19 protein-coding genes and 1 pseudogene are annotated in these 19,581 nt (G+C 73.7%); 7 read left to right on the forward strand and 13 right to left on the reverse strand.

The genetic code is table 11. The features are described from left to right. Positions 1–1,572: glycoside hydrolase family 3 N-terminal domain-containing protein (locus E1193_RS05565; RefSeq protein WP_132180902.1), on the forward strand; the 1,572-nt coding region annotated here is incomplete at its 5' end. 63 nt (positions 1,573–1,635) lie between these two features. Here E1193_RS05565 and E1193_RS05570 read toward each other — a convergent pair. Continuing rightward, positions 1,636–2,292, reverse strand: coding sequence for a lipoprotein (locus tag E1193_RS05570; protein WP_132180904.1), 657 nt, complete (start codon positions 2,290–2,292; stop codon positions 1,636–1,638). Between the two features lie 186 nt (positions 2,293–2,478). On the opposite strand from E1193_RS05570, the gene E1193_RS05575 reads away from it, so the two are divergent. Continuing rightward, complete coding sequence (locus E1193_RS05575) at positions 2,479–2,700, forward strand: hypothetical protein (protein WP_132180906.1); 222 nt, start codon at positions 2,479–2,481, stop codon at positions 2,698–2,700. Positions 2,701–2,754: 54 nt separating this feature from the next. Here the strand turns inward: E1193_RS05575 and E1193_RS05580 are convergent, their stop codons facing one another. The 6 genes from E1193_RS05580 to E1193_RS05605 form a co-directional block, all read right to left on the reverse strand. Next, on the reverse strand, positions 2,755–4,176 hold the full coding sequence (locus tag E1193_RS05580) for a carboxyl transferase domain-containing protein (protein ID WP_132180908.1): 1,422 nt from the start codon (positions 4,174–4,176) through the stop codon (positions 2,755–2,757). Between the two features lie 22 nt (positions 4,177–4,198). Beyond that, positions 4,199–5,425, reverse strand: a complete 1,227-nt coding sequence (fabF, locus tag E1193_RS05585) for a beta-ketoacyl-ACP synthase II (protein ID WP_132180910.1) — start codon at positions 5,423–5,425, stop codon at positions 4,199–4,201. Between the two features lie 2 nt (positions 5,426–5,427). After that, on the reverse strand, positions 5,428–5,667 hold the full coding sequence (locus E1193_RS05590; protein WP_007072348.1) for an acyl carrier protein: 240 nt from the start codon (positions 5,665–5,667) through the stop codon (positions 5,428–5,430). 74 nt (positions 5,668–5,741) lie between these two features. Further along, positions 5,742–6,692, reverse strand: coding sequence for a beta-ketoacyl-ACP synthase III (locus E1193_RS05595; RefSeq protein WP_132180912.1), 951 nt, complete (start codon positions 6,690–6,692; stop codon positions 5,742–5,744). Continuing rightward, complete coding sequence (locus tag E1193_RS05600) at positions 6,689–7,858, reverse strand: acyltransferase domain-containing protein (protein ID WP_132180914.1); 1,170 nt, start codon at positions 7,856–7,858, stop codon at positions 6,689–6,691. The genes E1193_RS05595 and E1193_RS05600 overlap by 4 nt, the downstream gene beginning before the upstream one ends. Positions 7,859–7,936: 78 nt before the next feature. Further along, positions 7,937–9,202 carry a helix-turn-helix domain-containing protein gene (locus tag E1193_RS05605; protein ID WP_132180916.1) on the reverse strand — a complete coding sequence of 422 codons (1,266 nt, stop codon included), beginning with the start codon at positions 9,200–9,202 and terminating at the stop codon, positions 7,937–7,939. Positions 9,203–9,474: 272 nt separating this feature from the next. Between E1193_RS05605 and E1193_RS05610 the strand changes: the two genes are divergently transcribed. The 3 genes and pseudogenes from E1193_RS05610 to E1193_RS32910 all read left to right on the forward strand — a co-directional run bounded on the left by E1193_RS05610 (position 9,475) and on the right by E1193_RS32910 (position 10,842). Further along, positions 9,475–9,882: a hypothetical protein gene (locus E1193_RS05610; protein ID WP_132180918.1), complete on the forward strand. Its 408-nt coding sequence runs from the start codon at positions 9,475–9,477 to the stop codon at positions 9,880–9,882. 148 nt (positions 9,883–10,030) lie between these two features. After that, positions 10,031–10,126 (forward strand): annotated as a pseudogene (locus tag E1193_RS32905) (NADP-dependent oxidoreductase); the annotation flags it as partial. A gap of 386 nt (positions 10,127–10,512) precedes the next feature. Beyond that, positions 10,513–10,842, forward strand: coding sequence for a zinc-binding dehydrogenase (locus tag E1193_RS32910; protein ID WP_243707307.1), 330 nt, complete (start codon positions 10,513–10,515; stop codon positions 10,840–10,842). An 18-nt stretch (positions 10,843–10,860) separates the two neighbouring features. On the opposite strand, the gene E1193_RS05620 is transcribed toward E1193_RS32910, so the two are convergent. Beyond that, a complete protein-coding gene (locus E1193_RS05620) occupies positions 10,861–11,517 on the reverse strand; it encodes a hypothetical protein (RefSeq protein ID WP_132180920.1) in 657 nt (218 codons plus the stop codon). A gap of 243 nt (positions 11,518–11,760) precedes the next feature. Here E1193_RS05620 and E1193_RS05625 point away from each other — a divergent pair, with 243 nt between their 5' ends. Continuing rightward, positions 11,761–12,354 (forward strand): copper resistance CopC family protein, encoded by a 594-nt coding sequence (locus tag E1193_RS05625; protein WP_243707303.1) that lies wholly within the window; start codon positions 11,761–11,763, stop codon positions 12,352–12,354. Positions 12,355–12,394: 40 nt separating this feature from the next. Here the strand turns inward: E1193_RS05625 and gltX are convergent, their stop codons facing one another. The 3 genes from gltX to E1193_RS05640 all read right to left on the reverse strand — a co-directional run bounded on the left by gltX (position 12,395) and on the right by E1193_RS05640 (position 16,582). After that, a complete protein-coding gene (gene gltX, locus E1193_RS05630; protein WP_132180924.1) occupies positions 12,395–13,804 on the reverse strand; it encodes a glutamate--tRNA ligase in 1,410 nt (469 codons plus the stop codon). Positions 13,805–13,973: 169 nt separating this feature from the next. Continuing rightward, positions 13,974–15,251, reverse strand: coding sequence for an MFS transporter (locus E1193_RS05635; protein WP_132180926.1), 1,278 nt, complete (start codon positions 15,249–15,251; stop codon positions 13,974–13,976). Beyond that, entirely contained in the window at positions 15,248–16,582 is a 1,335-nt protein-coding gene (locus E1193_RS05640) for a GH1 family beta-glucosidase (protein ID WP_132180928.1), read from the reverse strand. The genes E1193_RS05635 and E1193_RS05640 overlap by 4 nt, the downstream gene beginning before the upstream one ends. A gap of 187 nt (positions 16,583–16,769) precedes the next feature. On the opposite strand from E1193_RS05640, the gene E1193_RS05645 reads away from it, so the two are divergent. After that, a complete protein-coding gene (locus E1193_RS05645; RefSeq protein WP_132180930.1) occupies positions 16,770–17,216 on the forward strand; it encodes an SRPBCC family protein in 447 nt (148 codons plus the stop codon). Between the two features lie 119 nt (positions 17,217–17,335). Here the strand turns inward: E1193_RS05645 and E1193_RS05650 are convergent, their stop codons facing one another. Then, positions 17,336–18,280, reverse strand: coding sequence for a hypothetical protein (locus E1193_RS05650; RefSeq protein ID WP_132180932.1), 945 nt, complete (start codon positions 18,278–18,280; stop codon positions 17,336–17,338). Continuing rightward, on the reverse strand, positions 18,277–19,566 hold the full coding sequence (locus E1193_RS05655; RefSeq protein ID WP_132180934.1) for a choice-of-anchor B family protein: 1,290 nt from the start codon (positions 19,564–19,566) through the stop codon (positions 18,277–18,279). Before E1193_RS05655 ends, E1193_RS05650 begins: the two co-directional genes overlap by 4 nt. Positions 19,567–19,581: the final 15 nt, after the last annotated feature.

Genomic DNA, 19,581 nt, shown 5'->3' on the forward strand with positions numbered 1-19,581 from the left:
GCCACGGACCCCGCCGCCCGCGCCGCCGCACTGGCCGGCACGCTCTCCGACGAGGACCTGGTTGGCCAGGTGCTGATGCCCTACGCGTACGGCAGTTCGGCCACCACCGTCACCCCCGCCTCCGCCGCCGGCAACCGGGCCCTCGGCGGCGTCGACACCCCGGCCGAGATGGTGGCCAGGTACCGCCTCGGCGGGGTGATCCTGGTCGGCTTCAGCGCCGACGACCCCACCTCCGGCAACCAGGCCACCACCAACGTCGACAGCCCGAAACAGGTCCGAGAGCTGACTGACGGGCTACGCGCGGCCGCCGCGAAGCTTCCCGCCGGCGCCGCCCCCCTCCTGATCGGCACCGACCAGGAGTACGGCGTGGTCACCCGGGTCACCGACGGGGTGACCATCCTGCCCAGCGCCCTCGCCGCCGGGGCGGCCGGCAAGCCGGCGCTGACCGAGGCCGCCTGGCGGGCCGCCGGCAGCGAACTGGCGGCGATGGGGATCAACCTGGACTTCGCGCCGGTCGCCGACGTGCTCGCCACCCGCAGCACGGTGATCGGCTCCCGCTCCTTCGGCGCCGACCCGAAGGCCGCCTCCGCCCAGGTCGCCGCCGCCGTGCGGGGGCTGCAGAGCGCCGGGGTCGCGGCGAGCGTCAAACACTTCCCCGGGCACGGCCTGAGCGCCGACGACTCGCACGAGGAACTGCCGGAGATCACCCAGTCCCGCGGCGAGCTGGACCGCGTCGCGTTCCCGCCGTTCGCCGGCGGCGTCGACGCCGGCGCCATGGCGGTGATGTCCGCGCACCTGGACGTCAAGGCGGTCGACCCGGGCACGCCGGCCACCTTCTCCCGCAAGCTGCTCACCGACGTGCTCCGCGGCCAGCTCGGCTTCACCGGCGTGGTGATCACCGACGGGATGAACATGGCGCCGGCCAAGCGGTACCCCCCGGGTGAGGCGGCCGTGAAGGCGCTGCTGGCCGGCAACGACCTGATCCTGATGCCGCCGAACGTCGGCCAGGCGTACGACGGGCTGCTCGCCGCGCTGCGCGACAAGACGCTGCCCCGGGACAGGCTGGTCGATGCGGCCACCCGGGTACTGACGATGAAGTTCCGGCTCGCCGACCGGCCCGCCCCGGCGATGTCCACGCTGAACAGCCCCGCGCACCGCAAGGCCGCTGACGCTCTCGCGTCCGCGGCCGTCACCATGCTGCGCGGCAGCTGCGCCGCGCCCGTGCGTGGCCCGGTCACCGTCACCTCCTCCAAGGGACGGGAGCGCACCCGGGCCGTGCTGGCCGAGGCGCTCACCGCCGCCGGGGTCAAGGTGGTGCCCAGCGGCGGCACCCAGGTGCACCTGGTCGGCTACGGCGACGGGGCCGGCGACCTGAGCGCCGACGCGGCGGTGACCGTCGCCATGGACACCCCGTACGTGCTGGAGAAGGCGACGTCACCGACCCTGCTGGCCACCTACTCGTCCAGCCGGACCTCGATGACCGCGCTCGCCCGGGTGCTCGCCGGCAAGGCGCGGCCGGCCGGTCGGTCGCCGGTCCCGGTGCCCGGTCTGCCCGCCACCAGCTGCGCCTGACGCGCGGGCCGGGTCCGGGAGCGGTCAGGGCGCGAGGACGGCGAAGTGCCCCCCGTGTGGGCGTCAGCCGGCGACGGCGACCGTCCGCCCGGCCAGGCGGTACCCGGGCAGGACGTCGTTGGCCTCGGCGATCAGCCCCTCGCTCACAGCCAGCAGAACGGTCCGGTCGCCGGCGGGGACCGCCAGGGCCCACTCCCGGTTCTTCTCCTCGATCAGCTCGTTCGTGGTGATCCAGGAGGCCTCGACCGCGTCCACGGCGCCGGCCCGGACCGTCCGGTACTGCGGGTCGCTGGCCTTCGCGTCACCGGCGACGAACGCCTCCAGCGCCGGTCGTGGGTCGGTGGCGGGCTGGTCGGTGAGCCACACCCGCAGGAAACCGGCGCCGGCGGCCCGGCCGTCGACCTCGCACTGGACCGTCGCGCCGCCCCGCCTGGTCAGCGCCTCGCCGAGCAGTTCACCCAGCTCGCCCTCGGGCGCCTTGATCGGTTTCGCGGTCCGTTCTGGCCCGATGGAGAAGGTGAGCGGCAGTTCGCAGCCGCTGCCCTTGCCGCCGACCGTGGTGCCGGCCGGGGCCGGCGCGATCTCGTCGTGCCAGGGCGCGCCGGTGGCGCTCGGGACAGCCGACGGCGAGGGTGCCGCCGACGGCCCGGTCCGGCCGTCGGCACAGCCGGCGGTCATGGTGAGAGTGAGTGCGGCCAGTACGGCCAGCCGTCGCGTCATGTGTCCCGTCCCCGTCGAATCTTCCGCCGTCGAAACGGCGACCGACGGATGCTAGCCGACGCGTGGCGTCGGGTGCTGCCCGCGCGAGGGTCGGCCACGCGACGGCCGGCACTGCCGGTGAAAAGGGCAGCATCAGCGGTGGAAATGCGGATGCGGCAGCGGGCGAGCACTGGGAGGCTGCCCGGCATGGGACAGGACGCGCAGGGATTCGCGTACGTGGAACGGGCGGACGGCTCGGTGGTGATCACCCACCACGGCCGGGCGGCCGGCACGCTGCGGGGCGGGCGCGCGACGGAGTTCCTCGTCGAGGTCGGCGAGGACCCGCAACTGGTGATGGCCCGCTGGACGGGCAACTACCGCCGGGGCAACGAGCGGACCGCCCGCCAACATCCCCGCAACCGGGGTTGAGACGCCCGTGGGGTCCGCGCTCGACGAGCGCGGACCCCACGGATGCGTCCGGTCTTACAGTGGAATGTTGCCGTGCGCGCCCCGAGCGGCCGGGGCCGCGGCGAGCGCCTCGGCGATCCGACGCCGGGTCTCCTCCGGCTTGATCACGTCGTCCACGACGCCGATCTCCAGGGCCCGGTTCACGCCGCCGGCGACCCGGATCTGCTCCTCGATCAACTGCGCGCGCAGCGTCTCCCGCTGCTCCGCCGGGGCTGCGGCGAGCTTCTTGCGGTGCAGGATGTTCACCGCCGCGCTGGCGCCCATCACCGCGACCTCCGCGTTCGGCCAGGCGAAGACCGCGGTCGCGCCGAGCGAGCGGGAGTTCATGGCGATGTACGCGCCACCGTACGCCTTGCGGGTCACCAGCGTCACCCGCGGCACGACCGCCTCGGCGAAGGCGTGCAGCAGCTTCGCCCCGCGCCGGACCACACCGTCCCACTCCTGGCCCAAACCGGGCAGGTAGCCGGGGACATCGACCAGCACGATCAGCGGCACCCCCAGCGAGTCGCACATCCGCACGAACCGGGCGGCCTTCTCGGCGCTGGACGCGTCGAGGCAACCACCGAGCCGCAACGGATTGTTGGCGATCACGCCGACCGTACGGCCGGCGAACCGGCCGAGCGTGGTGACGACGCTCGGCGCCCACTTGGCGTGCAGCTCCACGCCGGGGGCATCGAGCAGCGCCTTGACCACCGGCTTCACGTCGTACGCCCGGTTGGTCTCGGTCGGCATCCGCGCGGCCAGGTCGTGGCCCTCGTCGCCCACCGGCACGTCGTCCGGGGAGAGCCGGCCCTGGCAGCCGAGCAGCGCGGCGAGCTTGCGGGCCTCCACCATCGCCGCGGCGTCGTCGGCGCACGTCACGTGCACCACGCCGGAGCGCCGGCCGTGCGGCTCGGGACCGCCGAGACGCTCCATGTCGACCTGCTCGCCGGTGACGCTGCGGACCACCTCCGGGCCGGTCACGAAGATCCGGCCCGTCCCGCTCATCACCACGATGTCGGTCAACGCCGGACCGTACGCGGCCCCGCCGGCCGCCGGGCCGAGCACCACCGAGATCTGCGGCACCCGGCCGGAGGCCCGCACCATCGCCGCGAAGACCTGCCCGACGGCGTCGAGCGCGACCACGCCCTCGGCCAGCCGGGCGCCGCCGGAGTGCCAGAGACCGAGCACCGGCACCCGCTCCCGCACGGCGGTGTCGATCGCGTCGACGACGTGCCGGCACCCCTCGGTGCCCATCGCGCCGCCCATCCGGGTGGCGTCGGTGGCGTACGCGATCGCCGGCGTCCCGTCGATCTCACCCCGTGCCCAGAGCACGCCGGAGGTGTCCCGTGGCGCCAGCAGGCGCAGCGAGCCGGCGTCGAACAGGGCCCGGAGCCGGACCTCGGGATCACGGTAGTCCGTTGTCGGGGTTTCCGCGCTGACGGCGGTCGTGGTCACTTGAGCCTCCAAGGCTGTGGTCTCAGGCCCGCGTGAAGACGAGAGCCACGTTGTGGCCGCCGAATCCGAACGCGTTGTTCAGCGCGGCGGGGATCTCCATGTGGCGCGCCTCGTGTGCGGCCACCTCCAGGGTCAGACCGTCGTCCGGGTCGTCCAGGTTGATCGTCGGAGGGACGACCCCGTCGCGGATGGCCAGGATGGTGGCGATCGACTCCAGCGCCCCGGCCGCGCCGAGCAGGTGACCGGTCATCGACTTGGTCGCCGACAGCACCGGGTGGTCCCCGACGGCCTGGTGCAGCGCGCCGATCTCCAGCATGTCGCCCACCGGCGTCGACGTCGCGTGCGCGTTGACGTGCATGATGTCCATTCTGGCCACGTCGGAGTCCGCGATCGCCTTCCGGATTGCCCTGATGGCGCCCTCACCCTCGGCGTGCGGCTGCACCATGTCGTACGCGTCGGAGGTGATGCCGGCGCCGGCGAGGCGGGCGTACACCCGGGCGCCGCGGGCCGCCGCGTGGTCGGCCCGTTCCAGCACCACGATGCCGGCGCCCTCGCCGAGGACGAAGCCGTCGCGGCCCTTGTCCCACGGGCGGGAAGCCCGTTCCGGCTCGTCGTTGCGGGTGGACATCGCCCGCATCGAGGCGAACCCGGCGATCGGCAGCGGGTGGATGACCGCCTCGGTGCCACCGGCCACCACCACGTCGGCCCTGCCGGCGCGGATGATGTCCAGCCCCAGCGCGATGGCCTCGGCCCCGGTGGCGCAGGCGCTGGCCACCGAGTGCACCCCGGCCTTGGCGCCCAGCTCCAGCCCGATCCAGGCGGCCGGCCCGTTCGGCATCAGCATCGGCACCGTGTGCGGGGAGACCCGCCGGGGGCCGGACGCCTCCAGAATGTCGTCCTGGGCGAGCAGGGTGGTGGCGCCGCCGATGCCGGAGCCGACGCTGACCGCCAGCCGTTCCGGGTCCAGCCCGGAGTCGGCGAGGCCGGCGTCCGCCCACGCCTGGTGGGCGGCGATCAGGGCGATCGCCTCGGACCGGTCCAGCCGGCGCAGCTTGACCCGCTCCAGTACCTCGGAGGGGTCGACCGCGAGCTGGGCGGCGATGCGGACGGGCAGCTGCCCGGCCCACTCCTGGGTGAGCGGAACCACCCCGGAGCGGCCGGCGAGCATGGCGTCCCAGGTCGACGTGACGTCCCCGCCCAGCGGGGTCGTCGCGCCGAGCCCGGTGACGACGACGTCGGTGCGACTCATGATCAGGACTGCGCCTCGATGTAGCTGACGGCGTCCCCGACGGTCTTGAGGTTCTGCACCTCGTTGTCGGGGATCTTGACGCCGAACTTCTCCTCCGCCGCCACCACGACCTCCACCATGGAGAGCGAGTCGACGTCGAGGTCGTCGGTGAAGGACTTCCCCTCGGCGACGTCGTCCGGGTTCACCCCGGCAACCTCTTCGAGGATCTCGGCGAGGCCGGCGGTGATCTCGTCACGGGTCATTACGGTGGTTTTCCTCTCCATAGGGGTTGTTCTCCGCCGGATGGCGGGGCGGCACGGTGGGACCGGCCGGGTCTTCACGGGCAGCGGACGACCTGACCGGCGTAGGTCAGGCCGCCGCCGAAGCCGAAGAGCAGCACCGGGGCGCCCGAGGGCACCTCCCGCCGCTCGACCAGCTTGGACAGGGCCAGCGGCACGCTCGCCGCCGAGGTGTTGCCGGACTCGACGATGTCCTTGGCGATGATCGCCTGCGGGATGTTCAACCGCTTGGCGATGCCGTCGATGATCCGGGCGTTGGCCTGGTGCGGCACGAACGCGGCGAGCTCGGACGGGGCGACCCCGGCCCGCTCGCATGCCTGCAGGGCCAGTGGGGCCAGCGCGGTGGTGGCCCAGCGGAACACCGCCTGCCCCTCCTGCGCGACGTACGGGCGCCAGCCCTCGATGCGTACCGCGTCGCTCTTCTCCGGCACCGAGCCCCAGACCACCGGACCGACCCCGGCCGGCTCGTCGCCGGTGGTGGCGGTGACCACCGCGGCGCCCGCGCCGTCGGCGAAGATGATGCAGGTCGAACGGTCGGTCCAGTCGGTGAAGTCGGAGAGCTTCTCCGCGCCGATGACGATCGCGTTGCGGGCCGCGCCGGCCCGGACCGCGTGGTCGACGGTGCCCAGTGCGTACGCGAAGCCCGAGCAGGCGGTGTTGAGGTCGTACGCCGCGGGGGCGTTGATGCCCAGCTTGCCGGCGACCCGGCAGGCGACGTTCGGGCTGCGGTCGATGGACGTGCAGGTGGCGACGACGACCAGGTCGATGTCGGCGGCGGTGAGGCCGGAGTTGGCCAGCGCCTTGCCGGCGGCGGCGGTCGCCATGTCGGCCACCGACTCGCCGTCGGCGATCCGGCGGCTGACGATCCCGACCCGGTCCCGGATCCACTCGTCGTTGGTCTCCACGAGCTGGGCGAGGTCGTTGTTGGTCACCACCCGGGAGGGCTGGTAGTGGCCCAGCGCGAGGATCCGGCTTCCGGTGACGCTCATGCGTGGCCTCCGATGCGGGCGAGGGGCTGACCCGGCGCCACCGGATCGTCGTGGTGGGCGAGCCACTCGGTGAGCAGCCCGCTGTCGTGCGCGGCCACCTCGACCGGCCCCTGCCGGGTGACGATGTGACCGATCACCTGCCCGGTGCGCAGGTCGGCGCCCTCGGCGAGCTCCGCGACCGGCTCGAAGGTGCCCGCGGCGGGGGCGACGACGACCCGGAACTGGATCACCGGCTCGTGCCCGCCCAGGCCGCTGTGCCGGGCGATCAGATCGCGCGCGGCCGGCAGGTCGTCGGGAGTGTTCAGGGTGACGATCTCCGGGACGCCGGTCGCCTTGAGCTCCCGCTTCACCAGGCCGGCCAGCGTGCCGGCCGGCGGCAGCTCGATCACGCCGGTGACGCCCAGGTCGGCCAGGGTACGCATGCACAGGTCCCAGCGGACCGGGGCGGTGACCTGGCGGACCAGCCGCTGGACCATCTCCCGGCCGTGGTTGACGGCCGAGCCGTCAAGGTTGGACAGCAGGATCCGAGCCGGGTCGGTCGGGGTGATGCCGGCGGCGACCCCGGCCAGCGCGGCCTCGGCCGGGGCCATGTACGGGGTGTGGAACGCGCCGGCCACCGGCAACCGGATCACCCTGCTCTTCGCGGGCGGCTCGGCGGCGAGCTTTTCCAGCCCGGCGACGGCGCCCGCGGCGACGACCTGGCCGGCGCCGTTGCGGTTGGCCGGATGCAGCCCGAGCGACTCGATGGCGGCGAGGACCTCGTCCGGGTCGCCGCCGAGCACGGCGGCCATCCCGGTCGGCTCCACCGCGCAGGCGGCGGCCATCTCCCGACCGCGTACCCCGGCGAGGGTGATCGCGGCCTCGGCCGGGAGCACCCCGGCCAGCGCGGCGGCGCCCAGCTCGCCGACGCTGTGCCCGGCGGTGACGGCGACGTCGTACATCGGCAGGTGCTCGGCGGCGAGCAGGGCGGCGGCCACCAGCAGCGGCTGGGTGCGGGCGGTGTCCTTGATCTCGTCGGCGTCGGCCTTCGTGCCGAGGTGCACCAGGTCGACTCCGGCGAGCGCGGACCACCAGCGCAGCCGCGCCTCGGCGCCGGTCAGGTCGAGCCAGGGGGTCAGGAAGCCGGGTTTCTGGGAACCCTGGCCGGGGGAGAGTACGGCGAGCACGTCTATGACTCTCCTGGATACGCGTGGGTATCGCTGTGCCGGCACCAACCAAGCCGCACTAGAACCTTTGGAGGAATCCTACAAACATCTACGATGGTCATCGCCCGACTGGGGCGTTTTCCTGACGGTTGGGGGCAATGTCGGGGTCGGGGCCGCTGAGACACCCGGGACCACCGGGTCGAGCCGACCCACCGTGAGCGCCACCTGGAGCGCGAACGCGTCCCGCGCCGCCAACGGCGAGAAGCCGGTCACCTCGGAGATCCGGCGCAGCCGGTAGCGGACCGTGTTCGGGTGCACGAAGAGCGACCGGGCGGCGCTCTCCAGGGTCCCGCCGGCGGCGAAGAAGGCGTCCAGCGTCTCCAGCAGCTCGCCGCCGGCGCGCACCAGCGCCGCGTACACGTCGTGCCGCAGCCGCCGGCGGGCCTCGGCGTCGCCGGCCAGGGCCCGCTCGGGCAGCAGGTCCGCCGCCGACACCGGGCACGGCGCAGTCGGCCAGGCCGGCGCCGCCCGGAAACCGGCCAGCGCGGCCCGCGCCGACTCCGTCGCCTCGTCCAGACTGGGTACCGCCGGCCCCACCACCACCGGCCCCGTGCCGAACGCGGGCAGCAGCTTCTCGGTGGCGGCGAGCGGGTCGGCGGCCCCGCCGAGCACGATGACCAGCCGGTCGCCGTGCACGCCGCCGATCACCTCCACCCCGATCCGTCGGGCCTGCCGGTAGACCGTGTGCAGCACGGCGGCGACCTCGCCGCCTGGGGAGCGGCCCACCGCCACCGCCACCGGCGGGGCGTCCGCCCACCCCAACGCGGCCGCCCGGCTGGCCAGCACGTCCGGGGAGTCGCCGCGCAGCAGCGCATCCACCAGCAGGGCCTGCAACCGAGCGTCCCACGAGCCGCGGGACTCGGCGGCTCGGGCGTACACCCGGGCTGCGGCGAAGGCGATCTCCCGGGAGAAGCGCAGCACCGCCTCCCGCAACCGCTGTTCCTCGCCCTGGACGGCCAGGTGCCCCACCTGCTCCTCGACCACGTCGATGGTCACCTTGATCAGGGCCACCGTCTGCTGGAGGGTGATCGAGCGGGCCAGGGCCTGCGGGGCGGTGGCGAAGACCTCGTCGGAGACCTCCTGGGTGGCGTCCGGCGTGCCGCCGCCACCGCGCAACCACTGCACCAGGGACCGGACGCCGGCCTGCGCCACCAGCATGACCCAGGACCGCTGGTCGGCCGGCAGCTCGCGGAACCACGGCAGGGTCTCGTCCATCCGGGACACGCTCGCGGTGGCCAGCGCCCCCGCCACCCGTTCGATCCGGCGCAGCGTGGCCGACAGCTCGGTCCCGCCCGGCTCGCTCACCGCTTCAGCCTGTCACGTCCTGACCAGCTCCTGAACCTCGGGCGGGCGGCAGCCCCCGCAGATCCCTCCACCGATGGCGCGAGTGGGTGGGGCAGGGCCCACCGTCGCCGCCGTGATCCGCCCGGTCGCCCCCAGGGCCGGGAGACGATCTCCCGCGCCGGTCGGGGCCTCCGCGCCGGGGTACGTGCCGCACGAGCCGTCGGTGCCGGCCAGTACGGTGGCACTGCCGCCGGGGCGACCTCCCGGCGCGACGCGAGCGTGAGGAGACCGGGATGGCGCACGGGGAGGCCGACCACGGCTGCGCCCAGGGCGAGTCCTGCCGGCCGGGCCACCACGACCAGCCGGGGCCGGCCCGGCCCCACCGACGGCTGGTCGCGGCACCCTGCCCCACCGAACAGGTCGCCCGGGGATTTGAGCGGGTCGACGACGAGCCGGCGGTGCCGCGGCAGCGAGCCGGCCAGGACCGGCCCGAGGCGGGCGGGGGCGTGCGCCCGGCCGAACAGTCCGCACCGCAACCGCCGCGCGGCGTCGAGCCGGCCGATCCCGGCGAGACCGGGCGGGACGCGTCGCGCGGCTGCCGCAGCGAGCTGGCCGGGTGGGCCGGCGCGCACCGGCACGGTCCGGTCCGCCCCGGGCGCCGTCCCGTCCGCCGGGAGCGGCCGCCACACCGCTGGTGCTGACCGTGTGCCGGTCGCCCGGCCAGTAGCGTGGACGCGTGAAGGCGATCGCGATCGACGCGTACGGCTCGGCCGACCAGCTCGCCCTGCGGATCTTCCGCACCCGCCCGTCGGCCCGGACACGGTCCTGGTGCGGGTGCGGGCCGCCGGGGTGAACCCGGTCGACTGGAAGGTCTGCGAGGGCCATCTCGCCGGTGCCATCCCCGGCCACTTCCCGCTGGTGCCCGGCTGGGACGCCGCCGGCGTGGTGGCGGCGGTCGGCCCCGCGGTGACCGGGTTCTCCGTCGGTGACGAGGTGATCGGGTACGTCCGGCGCGACCACATCCAACACGGCACGTACGCCGAACTGGTGCCGGCTCCGGAGCGCTGCCTGGCGGACAAACCGGTGCGGGCGTCCTGGGCCGCCGCGGGCGGGCTGCCGCTGGCCGGGCTCACCGCCTACCAGGCGTTGCGGGCGACGCGGACCGGCGCGGGGGACGTTGTGCTGGTGCACGGCGCCGCGGGCGGGGTGGGACACCTGGCGGTGCAGCTCGCCCGGGCGCTCGGCGCCGACCGGGTGATCGGCACGGCGGGCGAGGCCAACACGACTTCGTCCGTTCGCTCGGGGCCGAGCCGGTCCACCACGGCGCCGGGCTGGCCGACCGGGTCCGGGCGGTCGCGCCCCACGGGGTGGACGTGGCGCTCGACCTGTTCGGCGGGGAGGCGCTGGACGTGTCCGCCGAGCTGCTGTCCCGCCCGGCCCGGCTGGTCTCCACCGCCGACCCGGAGCACGTCACCAGGCTGGGCGGCAGCTACCTCTTCGTCAAGCCGTCCACCCCGGACCTGACCGTGCTGGCGGGCCTGGTCGACGCCGGGCGGCTCGCCGTGCACGTCGAACGGACCTTCCCGCTCGAGCAGGCCGCGGCGGCCCAGCGCCTGGTGCGGGCCGGGCACGTCCGCGGCAAGGTGGTGCTGGAGGTCTGAGCCGCCGGCCGGGCCAGCTCAGCGGGTGCGGCGGCGGACCAGCAGGGCGATCCCGGCCAGCCCGGTGGTGATCACGAGCACCACCCCCAGGTTGAGCAGCAGCAGGCGCTGGAGCTCGCTGATCGCGGTGTCGATGTCCCGGGCGGGGTTGATCGCGTCCTCCGGCAGGACACGCTCACCACCACCGATCCCACCGCTGAGCGTGTCGAACTGGCGCTCCAGCGGGACTCCGGCGTGACGCAGGGTCTCGGACATGTTGAGCCGGCCGAGGAACCAGCCCGCGCTGGTCTTGCGCCCGTCGGGCTGCTTCGCCGGCCGGTAGGCCCGCGGCCCGCCCTTGGCCAGCGGGTAGAGGTCGAAGGTCTGCTTCGGTGCCTCCCCGGCGAGCACCACGACCGTGTACTTCGGACCGAGGTCGGCGACCTTGGGGCCGGTGGGCGCGCCGGTGCGGCCGAACCAGTTGACCTGGTCGATCACCGCGAGCACGAGGGTGGACTGGGTGTCGGAGCGCAGCCGCAGCGGCTCGCTGAGCCCGACGCCGGTGATGTCCACCCCGGGGGCCGGCTTCGGCGCGGCCTCGGCCGCCCGGGAAGGCACGCCCGGGCCGAGACTCAGCACCATGGTGGCCACCACTGCCGCGAGCACCCCGAGCACCCGCCTCGTCCGTCCGACCATCGCCGCCTCCTCGCCCCGTTCGATGGATGGCTGTGCTGCAGGTCACGCGTGTGGTGCCAACGGCGACGACCATGCCCGCGGGCGGGGTACCCACCGCAAAGACTCCGTGGAACGGCGATCGGTTGCAGCTGCTCGACCAGTATGTGGAACTATTTGCGATCCGGATCCGACTAATGGTCAGCCGTTGATCAGCGGCCGGATCGTACCTTTGCGGAGGGACTCATGGGGGGCAGGGTCGCACGTGTGGCGCGTGCCACGCCAGTCGTTATGGGCGCGGCGCTCGGTGTGTCGCTGCTGCTGCCGGCGGTGCCGGCGGCCGCGCACAACTCGCTGACGGGCAGCAGTCCGGCCGACGGGGCCCGGGTGGCGGCCGCGCCTACCCAGGTGGAGCTGCGGTTTCTGTCGAAACTGGACCCGGCCACCACGACGGTCACCGTGGTCGGCCCGGGCCGCGTGCCGGCCGCCGGTGGTGAGCCGCGCTTCGCCGGCAACCGGGTGCGCGTGCCGTTCGCCCCCGGGCCGGCGGGCGAGTACACCGTGGGCTATCAGGTGGCGTCCGGCGACGGCCACCCGGTGAAGGGACAGGTGACGTTCACCCTGACCACCGGGGCACCGGCACCCGCTCCGAGCCCCACGCCGTCCCCGACCGGTCCCGTCGCGCAGTCGGCCACGCCGGGCGGCGGCACCCCGGCCGGGGACGCCCCGACTTCCGCCGAGCCGGCCTCTGCCGCCGCCGACGACCGGACCGCTCCGATCTGGCCCTGGCTGCTCGGTGCCGGGCTGGCCGTGGCGCTCGGCGGCGCGTTGTTGCTGCTGCTGCGCCGCCGGCGTTCCTGAGCGTGCCCGTGCGGACCGGGGGCGGCCGGCACGGTCACGGTCAGACCAGGCGGACCCGGGCGGCGCGCAACCGGGCCAGGGTGCGCTCCCGGCCGAGCACCTCCAGCGACTCGAACAGCGGCAGCCCGACGGTGCGGCCGGTGACCGCGACCCGGACCGGTGCCTGCGCCTTGCCCAGCTTCAGGCCACGCTCGGCGCCAACCGCCTCCAGGGTCGACTTCAGCGCGTCGGCGTCCCAGGACGCCAGCGCCTCGTACCCGGCGACCGCCGCGTCGAGCAGTTCGGCCGCGCCTTCCTTCATGGCTTTGGTCCAGGCCGCCTCGTCGATCAGCGGGTCGGCCACGAAGAGGAAGTCGACGTTCGGCACGATCTCGCTGAGCACCGCGATCCGGGTCTGCGCCAGCGGCGCGACCTTGGCGAACGCCTCGGCGTCGAACTCCTCCGGCCGCCACGGCGGTGGGGCGACGGTGTCCGTGCCGGTCAGCCACGGCTGGCAGGCGACGACGAACTCGTCGAGCGGCAGCGCGCGAATGTACTCGCCGTTGAACGCGCGCAGCTTCTTCTCGTCGAAGAAGGCGGGGGAGGGGTTGACCTCCTCCAGCCGGAACTCCGCCTCGATCACCGACCAGGGCACGATCTCCCGGTCGCCCGACGGCGCCCAACCGAGCAGCATCAGGTAGTTGCGCATCGCGTCGGCGAGGTAGCCCTCGTCCCGGTACGCCTCCAGGGCCACCTTGTCACGGCGCTTGGAGAGCTTCTGCCGCTTCTCGTTGACCACCACCGGCACGTGCGCCCAGACCGGCGGCTTGACCCCGAGCGCGTCCCAGAGCAGCTGCTGCTTCGGAGTGTTGGGCAGATGCTCCTCGGCCCGGATCACGTGGGTGATCCCCATGGTCAGGTCGTCCACGACGTTGGCCAGCAGGAACACCGGCGAGCCGTCGCCGCGGGCGATGACGAAATCCTCGATGAGCCTGTTCTCGAAGGTCGGCTCGCCGCGGATCAGGTCGACGACCACGGTCTCGCCCTCGTCGGGGGTACGGAAGCGCAGCGCGCGCCCCTCGCCCGGGCCCAGGCCACGGTCCCGGCAGTAGCCGTCGTAGCCCTGGTACTGCGAACCGGTACGGGCCTGCACGGTCTCCCGGGTGCAGTCGCAGTAGTAGGCGCGGCCGGCGTCGTGCAGCCTCCGTGCGGCCGCGCGGTGCTCCCCGGCGTTCGACGACTGGAGGTACGGGCCCTCGTAGCTGCCGCGGGCGATGCCGATCCAGTCCAGCGCCGACAGGATGCCCTCGGTCCATTCGGGCCTGTTGCGTGCGGCGTCGGTGTCCTCGATGCGCAGCACGAACACCCCGCCCTGCTGCTTGGCGTAGATCCAGTTCTGCAGCGCCGAGCGGGCGCCGCCGACGTGGAACATACCGGTCGGGGAGGGGGCGAAGCGCACACGTACCGTCACGTCTACCAGCCTACGGCCGACCGCGACGGGATTCCGCCAGGGGGCGGCTGCCCGCGTCCGGCACGCCTGTCGCCCCGCTGACCATGAAGTTGACGGCGGTGTGGATCTCTCCACGTGCCGCCAACCCCATGATCACCGGAGCGACTGGCGGAGCCGGAGGGGTGTGAGGTCAGCGCACGCCGCGAATCTTGAAAACCAGGGCGCTGCCGAACACGGTGATCACCGCGGTGACCGCGTAGAGCGCGGGGTAGCCGCCCAGGTGCACCACGATCGGGGCGGAGATCGCCGGGCCGAGCACCTGCGGGGCCGAGTTCGCGATGTTGATCACGCCGAGGTCCTTGGCCCGGTCGGTGGCCCGGGGCAGCACCTCCGTGATCAGCGCCGCGTCCACCGACAGGTAGACGCCGTAGCCGGCGCCGAGCAGCAGCGCGGCGGCGATCGCCACCGGCCAGACCGGGGCGATCGCGAGCATCAGCGCGGCCACCGCCATCACCAGCCCGGAGACGATCACGTAGATCTTGCGCCGTCCGGAGCGGTCCGAGAGCATCCCGGCCACCACGGCGGTGAGGATCATGCCGAGTGTGTAGAGCAGGATCAGCGTCAGCAGCGCACCCTCGGGGTCGGGGTGGCGCACCCCGTCGGTGAGGAAGTACAGCAGGTACAGCGTGCCCAGGGCGTTGCCGATCTGGACCAGGAACCGGGTGATCCAGGCCCAGGCGAAGTCCGGGTGCCGGCGCGGGCTGATCCACATCGAGGCGACCATGGCCCGCAGCCGCAGCGCCGGCCGGTGCGCCCGGGGCAGCGGGTCGTCGGTGGTGAGCAGCGTGAACGGCAGCGACAGCACCAGCATCGCGACGGCGATCGCGGCGTACCCGGCGGCATTGCCGGTGACCACCGCGGTGACCAGCACCGCGCCGACCACCAGGCCGAGGGCCTGGGGGATGCCGACCCAGCCGGAGACGCCGCCGCGCTGGGTGACCGGCACCCGGTCGGGGATGGCGGCGGTCAGGCTGGCCAGCATCGCGTTGAAGCACACCTGGGCGGCGACCCAGCCCAGCGCCACCCCGGCGATGGTCCGCTGCTGGGCCAGCAGCAGCAGGGCGAGCGCGCCGAGTACCGCGCCACCGGCGGTCCAGACGTGCCGCCGGCCGAACTCCCGGCCGCCCAGCCGCAAACAGGTGCGATCGGACAGCGCTCCGGCGAGGGGGTTGGCGAGCACCGCGGCGAGGGCGCCGAGGCCGGTCACCACGGCCAGCATCGCCTCCTTGTCGGCGGGGGCGATGCGTTCCACCTGCTGCGGCAGCAGCACCTGGATCGGGGTGAAGAACGCCATCCAGACGCCCAGGTTGGCGGCGAAGATGAGCGCGATCCAGTTGCGTCGGACCGGGACGGCCGGTTCGGCGAGCGCCGCCGGCAGCGAGGTCGGTGTCGGGTCGACGGTGGTCACGGCCGGCCCCGGTGATCCGCGATGAGGTCGCGGTACCACGCGTACGAGGACTTGGGCGTGCGGGCCAGGGTGTCGAAGTGGACGTGCACCAGCCCGAAGCGCTTGGTGAAACCCTCCGCCCACTCCCAGTTGTCCAGCAGGGACCAGACGAAGTACCCCGTGACGTCGACCCCGGCGTCCATCGCCGCGCGGACGGCCCGCAGGTGCCCGTCGAGGTACGTGATCCGTTCCGGGTCGTGCACCCGCCCGTCGGCGTCCGGCGCGTCGTCGTACGCGCAGCCGCCCTCGGTGACCTGGATCGGCGGGAGAGCGTCGCCGTACCGCTCCTTCAGTCCAGTGAGCAGGTCACGCAGCCCGTCGGGGACGACCGGCCAGTCGAAGGCGGTGCGTGGGTACCCGTCCAGCGGCACCATGGTGAAGGGAAGCGGGAAACCCTCCTCGGGGGCCCGGATCCCGGTGGGGTTGTAGTAGTTGACCCCGAGCACGTCGATCGGGGCGGCGATCACGTCGAGGTCACCGTCGCGGACCACCGTCGGCTCGGTGCCGGGCGGGTAGCCCAGACCCAGCAGCGGGTCGGTGAACAGCCGGTTGTGCAGCGCGTCGTACGACGCCCCGGCTGCCCGGTCGGCGTCGGTGTCGCCGCAGAGCACCACCGGCGAGTAGTTGTTGGCGATCGCCACCGGGCTGGCGCTGCGCGCGCGTAGCGCGGCGACGGCGAGCCCGTGGCCGAGCAGTTGGTGGTGGGCGACCGGGAAGGCGTCGAAGAGCAGGGACCGGCCGGGGGCGTGCTCTCCCGTGCCGTGGCCGAGGCTCATGTGGATGAACGGTTCGTTGAGCGTGATCCAGAGCTTCACCCGGTCGCCGAGGCGCGCGGCGACCAGGTCGGCGTACTCGGCGAAGCGGCCGGCAGTGTCCCGGTTGAGCCAGCCGCCGGTGTCCTCCAGGGGCTGCGGGAGGTCCCAGTGGAACAGGGTGGCGACCGGGTCGATGCCGGCGGCGAGCAGGTCGTCGACGAGGCGTTCGTAGAAGTCCAGGCCGGCCGGGTTGGCCGCGCCGGTGCCGCCGGGCTGCACCCGGGGCCAGGCGATGGAGAACCGGTACGCCGAGACGCCCAGGCCGGCCATCAGCGCGACGTCCTCGGCGTGCCGGTGGTAGTGGTCGCAGGCCACGTCGCCGGTGCTGCCGTCGGCGATCCGGCCGGGCGTGTGGGCGAAGGTGTCCCAGATGGAGGGTCCACGCCCGCCGGCGTCGGCGCCGCCCTCGATCTGGTACGCCGAGGTGGAGACCCCCCAGCGGAAACCGGCGGGAAACCGGGGTAGCGGCGTCGTCATGAACCCTCCCGAGAAAACGTGAATCTTGCTCGGGACTCTAGGGGGCGAATCGCCGTCGCGCCATAGGCTGCCGACGATGACGACGCAAGGGGTTTCGGCGTGTCTTTTCCAAACCCGTCCCAGTAAGTCCGATTTTGCGCATAGAGTGTGGAATATCGCGGATGTCCTCAGTGGGGGAAGTACAGAAATGATCCTCGTGGAACGCAGTGCGCACGTGATGGCGCCGGTGGAAGCGGTCTGGGACGTCGTGCAGCGGGCCGAGCAGTTGCCGGCCTGGCTGGCGGGGGTCCGTGCGGCGGAGGTCCTCTCGGGGGAGGGCTTCGGCCGACGTCAGTTGGTCCAGGCCGGGCGCGGAGCGGCGCACGAGGCAGAGGTGATCGCCTACCAGGAGCCGACCCTGATCGGCTGGCGGGAGCGCGCCAAGGGCGCCGGCGCTCGGGCCGAGGCGCGCACCGAGATCTACGTCCAGCTCACTCCCGACGAGGAGGAAGGCGGGACGGTCGTGCGGCTCATCGTCGTCCGGTGGCCGGCCGGGCCGGTCAAGGCGGCCCTGCTTCGGCTCGGGCTGCGTCGGGTCGGCGCCGACCTGGAGGAGTCGCTGGCCCGGCTCACCGACCTGGCCGCCGTCGGCTGAGCAGGTCGCCTCCCGCGGCGTCACCCGCGACGGCGGTGGCCCGGCGTCACCACCAGGGGCGTCCGGACCACCGCCGGCTGCTGCGGGGGCGCGGGCCGCGACGTCGCCGACCGGCTGGCTCAGGCGGTCACGGTGAACTCCGCGACATGCACCACGTCGCGGTGCCGGAACTCGAAGAACAGCCGGTAGGTGCCCGCCGACGGCACCGTCACGCCGAACGCCACCACCGACTCGGGCCGGCTCGCCGCCGCCGGATGGACGTGCAGGTAGGCCAGGTCGCCGTGGCGCAACGCCACCAGGTGCCCGTACGCCCCCAGGTGCGGTTGCAGGTCGCCGACCGGCTTGCCGTCCCGGCCCAACCAGACCAGCACCTGGTTCGACTCGCCCGGGCGCAGGCCGCCGTCGAGGGTGACCGTGTAGCCGTCCACGACGATCGTCTCCTGCGGCTCGGCCGGCGGCCGGGGCGCGTACCGGCCGGGGACCGGCACGTCGACGCCGAGGGTGACCGCCCGGTCGGCGTCGGCGGGCCAGAAGTCGGCGATCGCCCGCAACGGGCCGGGCGCCTCCGGGGTGACCCGCACCCGCCAGGTCCCGTCGGGGGACAGCTCCGGGTGCACGTGCCGGTAGCCGGTCAGGTCCCGGCCGACCAGGACCAGGTGCATCAACCGCTCGTGGGTGGTCCGGAACCGGGTCACCGCCGCGCCCGTGGCGTCGACGATCCGGAAGGCCAACTCGCCGGCGCGGCCCGCGCTCAGCGCGGGAGGGCCCAGGGCGAGGGTGTAGCCGTCCTGCGACACCTGGAGGCCACCGGGGGCGTGGGCGGCGTGGGCGGCCGGCTGGGGCGCCGCCGACCGGGCCGGGGCGCGCCCGGCGTCGAGCCGCCCGGCCACGAAACCGAGCGCCAGCGTCAACCCCAGCACCAGCCCGGAGGCCAGGTACCGGGACCACCGGCCGGACGCCGCGACCGCCCGGCCGTCGCCCGCGTCGACCGGGAGGGGGCGCCCCGGGCGGGGCGCCCCCTCGACGTCGGCCGGCGCTACCGGACGGTCGCTGGTCGCGGTCACGACAACCGGGGTCGCAGGACGAAGAGCCCCTGCTCGATGCCGCTGACCACGACGACGCCGCTCGGGAAGTACGGGTAGACGCTCCACGCCCCGTTCATCGAGCTGCTGTCACTGGACGGGTAGATGTCGAAGTACCCGGCCTCCGTCGCCCGGCCGGCCGTCACCTCACGAAGGTCCAGGATGCGCAGCCCGGCCCGGTAGTTGGCCTGGTAGCTGTAGTTGCCCTTGACGTACTGGTTGTGGTCGGTGGCCTTGACGCCGGAGGGCGCGCTGTAGGTGCCGATGTGCCGGGGCGCGTCCAGATCGGCCAGGTCCCAGATGTACGTCTGGGTGTTGACCCCGCGCCGGGACTCGTCGAGCTCGTCGTCGAGCAGGAAGTACCGCTGGTTCTCGGTGAACCACCCCTGGTGGGTGTAGGCCCGGCCGGCGTACCCGATCCGGGAGAGCTGGCGCGGTGCCGACTTGGTCGTCACGTCCACCACGGTCACCGTGTCCTCGTTGGAGCTCACACAGATCTCCCGCCCGGTGTACGTGGTGTCCGGGCCCTGGTAGACGACGCACTGGGTGTCGTGGGTGTACCCGTCGTTGCTGACGCAGCCGGCCTGGGTGGGCGACTTCGGGGTGCGGATGTCCACCATGTGCAACCCGCCGGAGCAGGTGTTCGAGCCCACCGCGTAGGCGTACCCGGTCTCCTCGTTGATCGCGATGTTGTGGGAGTTGCCGAAGCGGGCGTAGTGCACGTCCGCCGTCCAGGTCTGTGGCGTGGTGACGCCCCGCAGCCGGGTCAGGTCGAAGACCTGCATCCCGTGGCCGGACACGTCGGCCACCACGTACGCGTGGTTCTTGTAGACCTTGATGTCCCGCCAGATCGCCGTGCGGTTCTGGTGGGCGGGCAGGTTGCCCAGGTAGACCGGGGCGGTCGGGTTGGACACGTCCACGAACGAGGTGCCGTTGCGGCGGCCGACCAGCGCGTACTCCTTGCCGGTGGCGCTGTCGGTCCAGCCCCAGATGTCGTTGGCCTGGCTGCCGCCCATGTTCGCCAGCGGCATGAACGACAGCAGGTCCACGTTGCGGCACGGGTAGCCCGCCGCCTGGCCGTTGGTGCAGGTCACCTCGGCGGCGGCAGCCAGCCGCTGGGTCGGCTCGCGTTGCGCCATGAACTCCTGCGCCGAGGCGCGCCCGGCGGGCGTGTCCGGCGAGTGCGCCACCGATGCTGCCCCTGGCCCCAGCATCGACACCGTCAGTGTGCCGATCGCCAGGGCGATTCCGATCCGGACGACTCGCATGTCGCCTCCCCACCG

This window comes from Micromonospora sp. KC606, assembly GCF_004348675.1.
In the GTDB taxonomy this organism is placed as follows: Bacteria; Actinomycetota; Actinomycetes; order Mycobacteriales; family Micromonosporaceae; genus Micromonospora.

Excerpts from the sequence above, each read along its gene's own strand:
- E1193_RS05640 (WP_132180928.1), bottom strand. The coding sequence starts at position 16,582 with ATGACGACGCCGCTACCCCGGTTTCCCGCCGGTTTCCGCTGGGGGGTC.
- E1193_RS05610 (WP_132180918.1), top strand. The coding sequence starts at position 9,475 with ATGGCGCACGGGGAGGCCGACCACGGCTGCGCCCAGGGCGAGTCCTGC.
- E1193_RS05620 (WP_132180920.1), bottom strand. The coding sequence starts at position 11,517 with ATGGTCGGACGGACGAGGCGGGTGCTCGGGGTGCTCGCGGCAGTGGTG.
- E1193_RS05655 (WP_132180934.1), bottom strand. The coding sequence starts at position 19,566 with ATGCGAGTCGTCCGGATCGGAATCGCCCTGGCGATCGGCACACTGACG.
- fabF (WP_132180910.1), bottom strand. The coding sequence starts at position 5,425 with ATGAGTCGCACCGACGTCGTCGTCACCGGGCTCGGCGCGACGACCCCG.
- E1193_RS05570 (WP_132180904.1), bottom strand. The coding sequence starts at position 2,292 with ATGACGCGACGGCTGGCCGTACTGGCCGCACTCACTCTCACCATGACC.
- E1193_RS05645 (WP_132180930.1), top strand. The coding sequence starts at position 16,770 with ATGATCCTCGTGGAACGCAGTGCGCACGTGATGGCGCCGGTGGAAGCG.
- E1193_RS05595 (WP_132180912.1), bottom strand. The coding sequence starts at position 6,692 with ATGAGCGTCACCGGAAGCCGGATCCTCGCGCTGGGCCACTACCAGCCC.
- E1193_RS05575 (WP_132180906.1), top strand. The coding sequence starts at position 2,479 with ATGGGACAGGACGCGCAGGGATTCGCGTACGTGGAACGGGCGGACGGC.
- E1193_RS05590 (WP_007072348.1), bottom strand. The coding sequence starts at position 5,667 with ATGACCCGTGACGAGATCACCGCCGGCCTCGCCGAGATCCTCGAAGAG.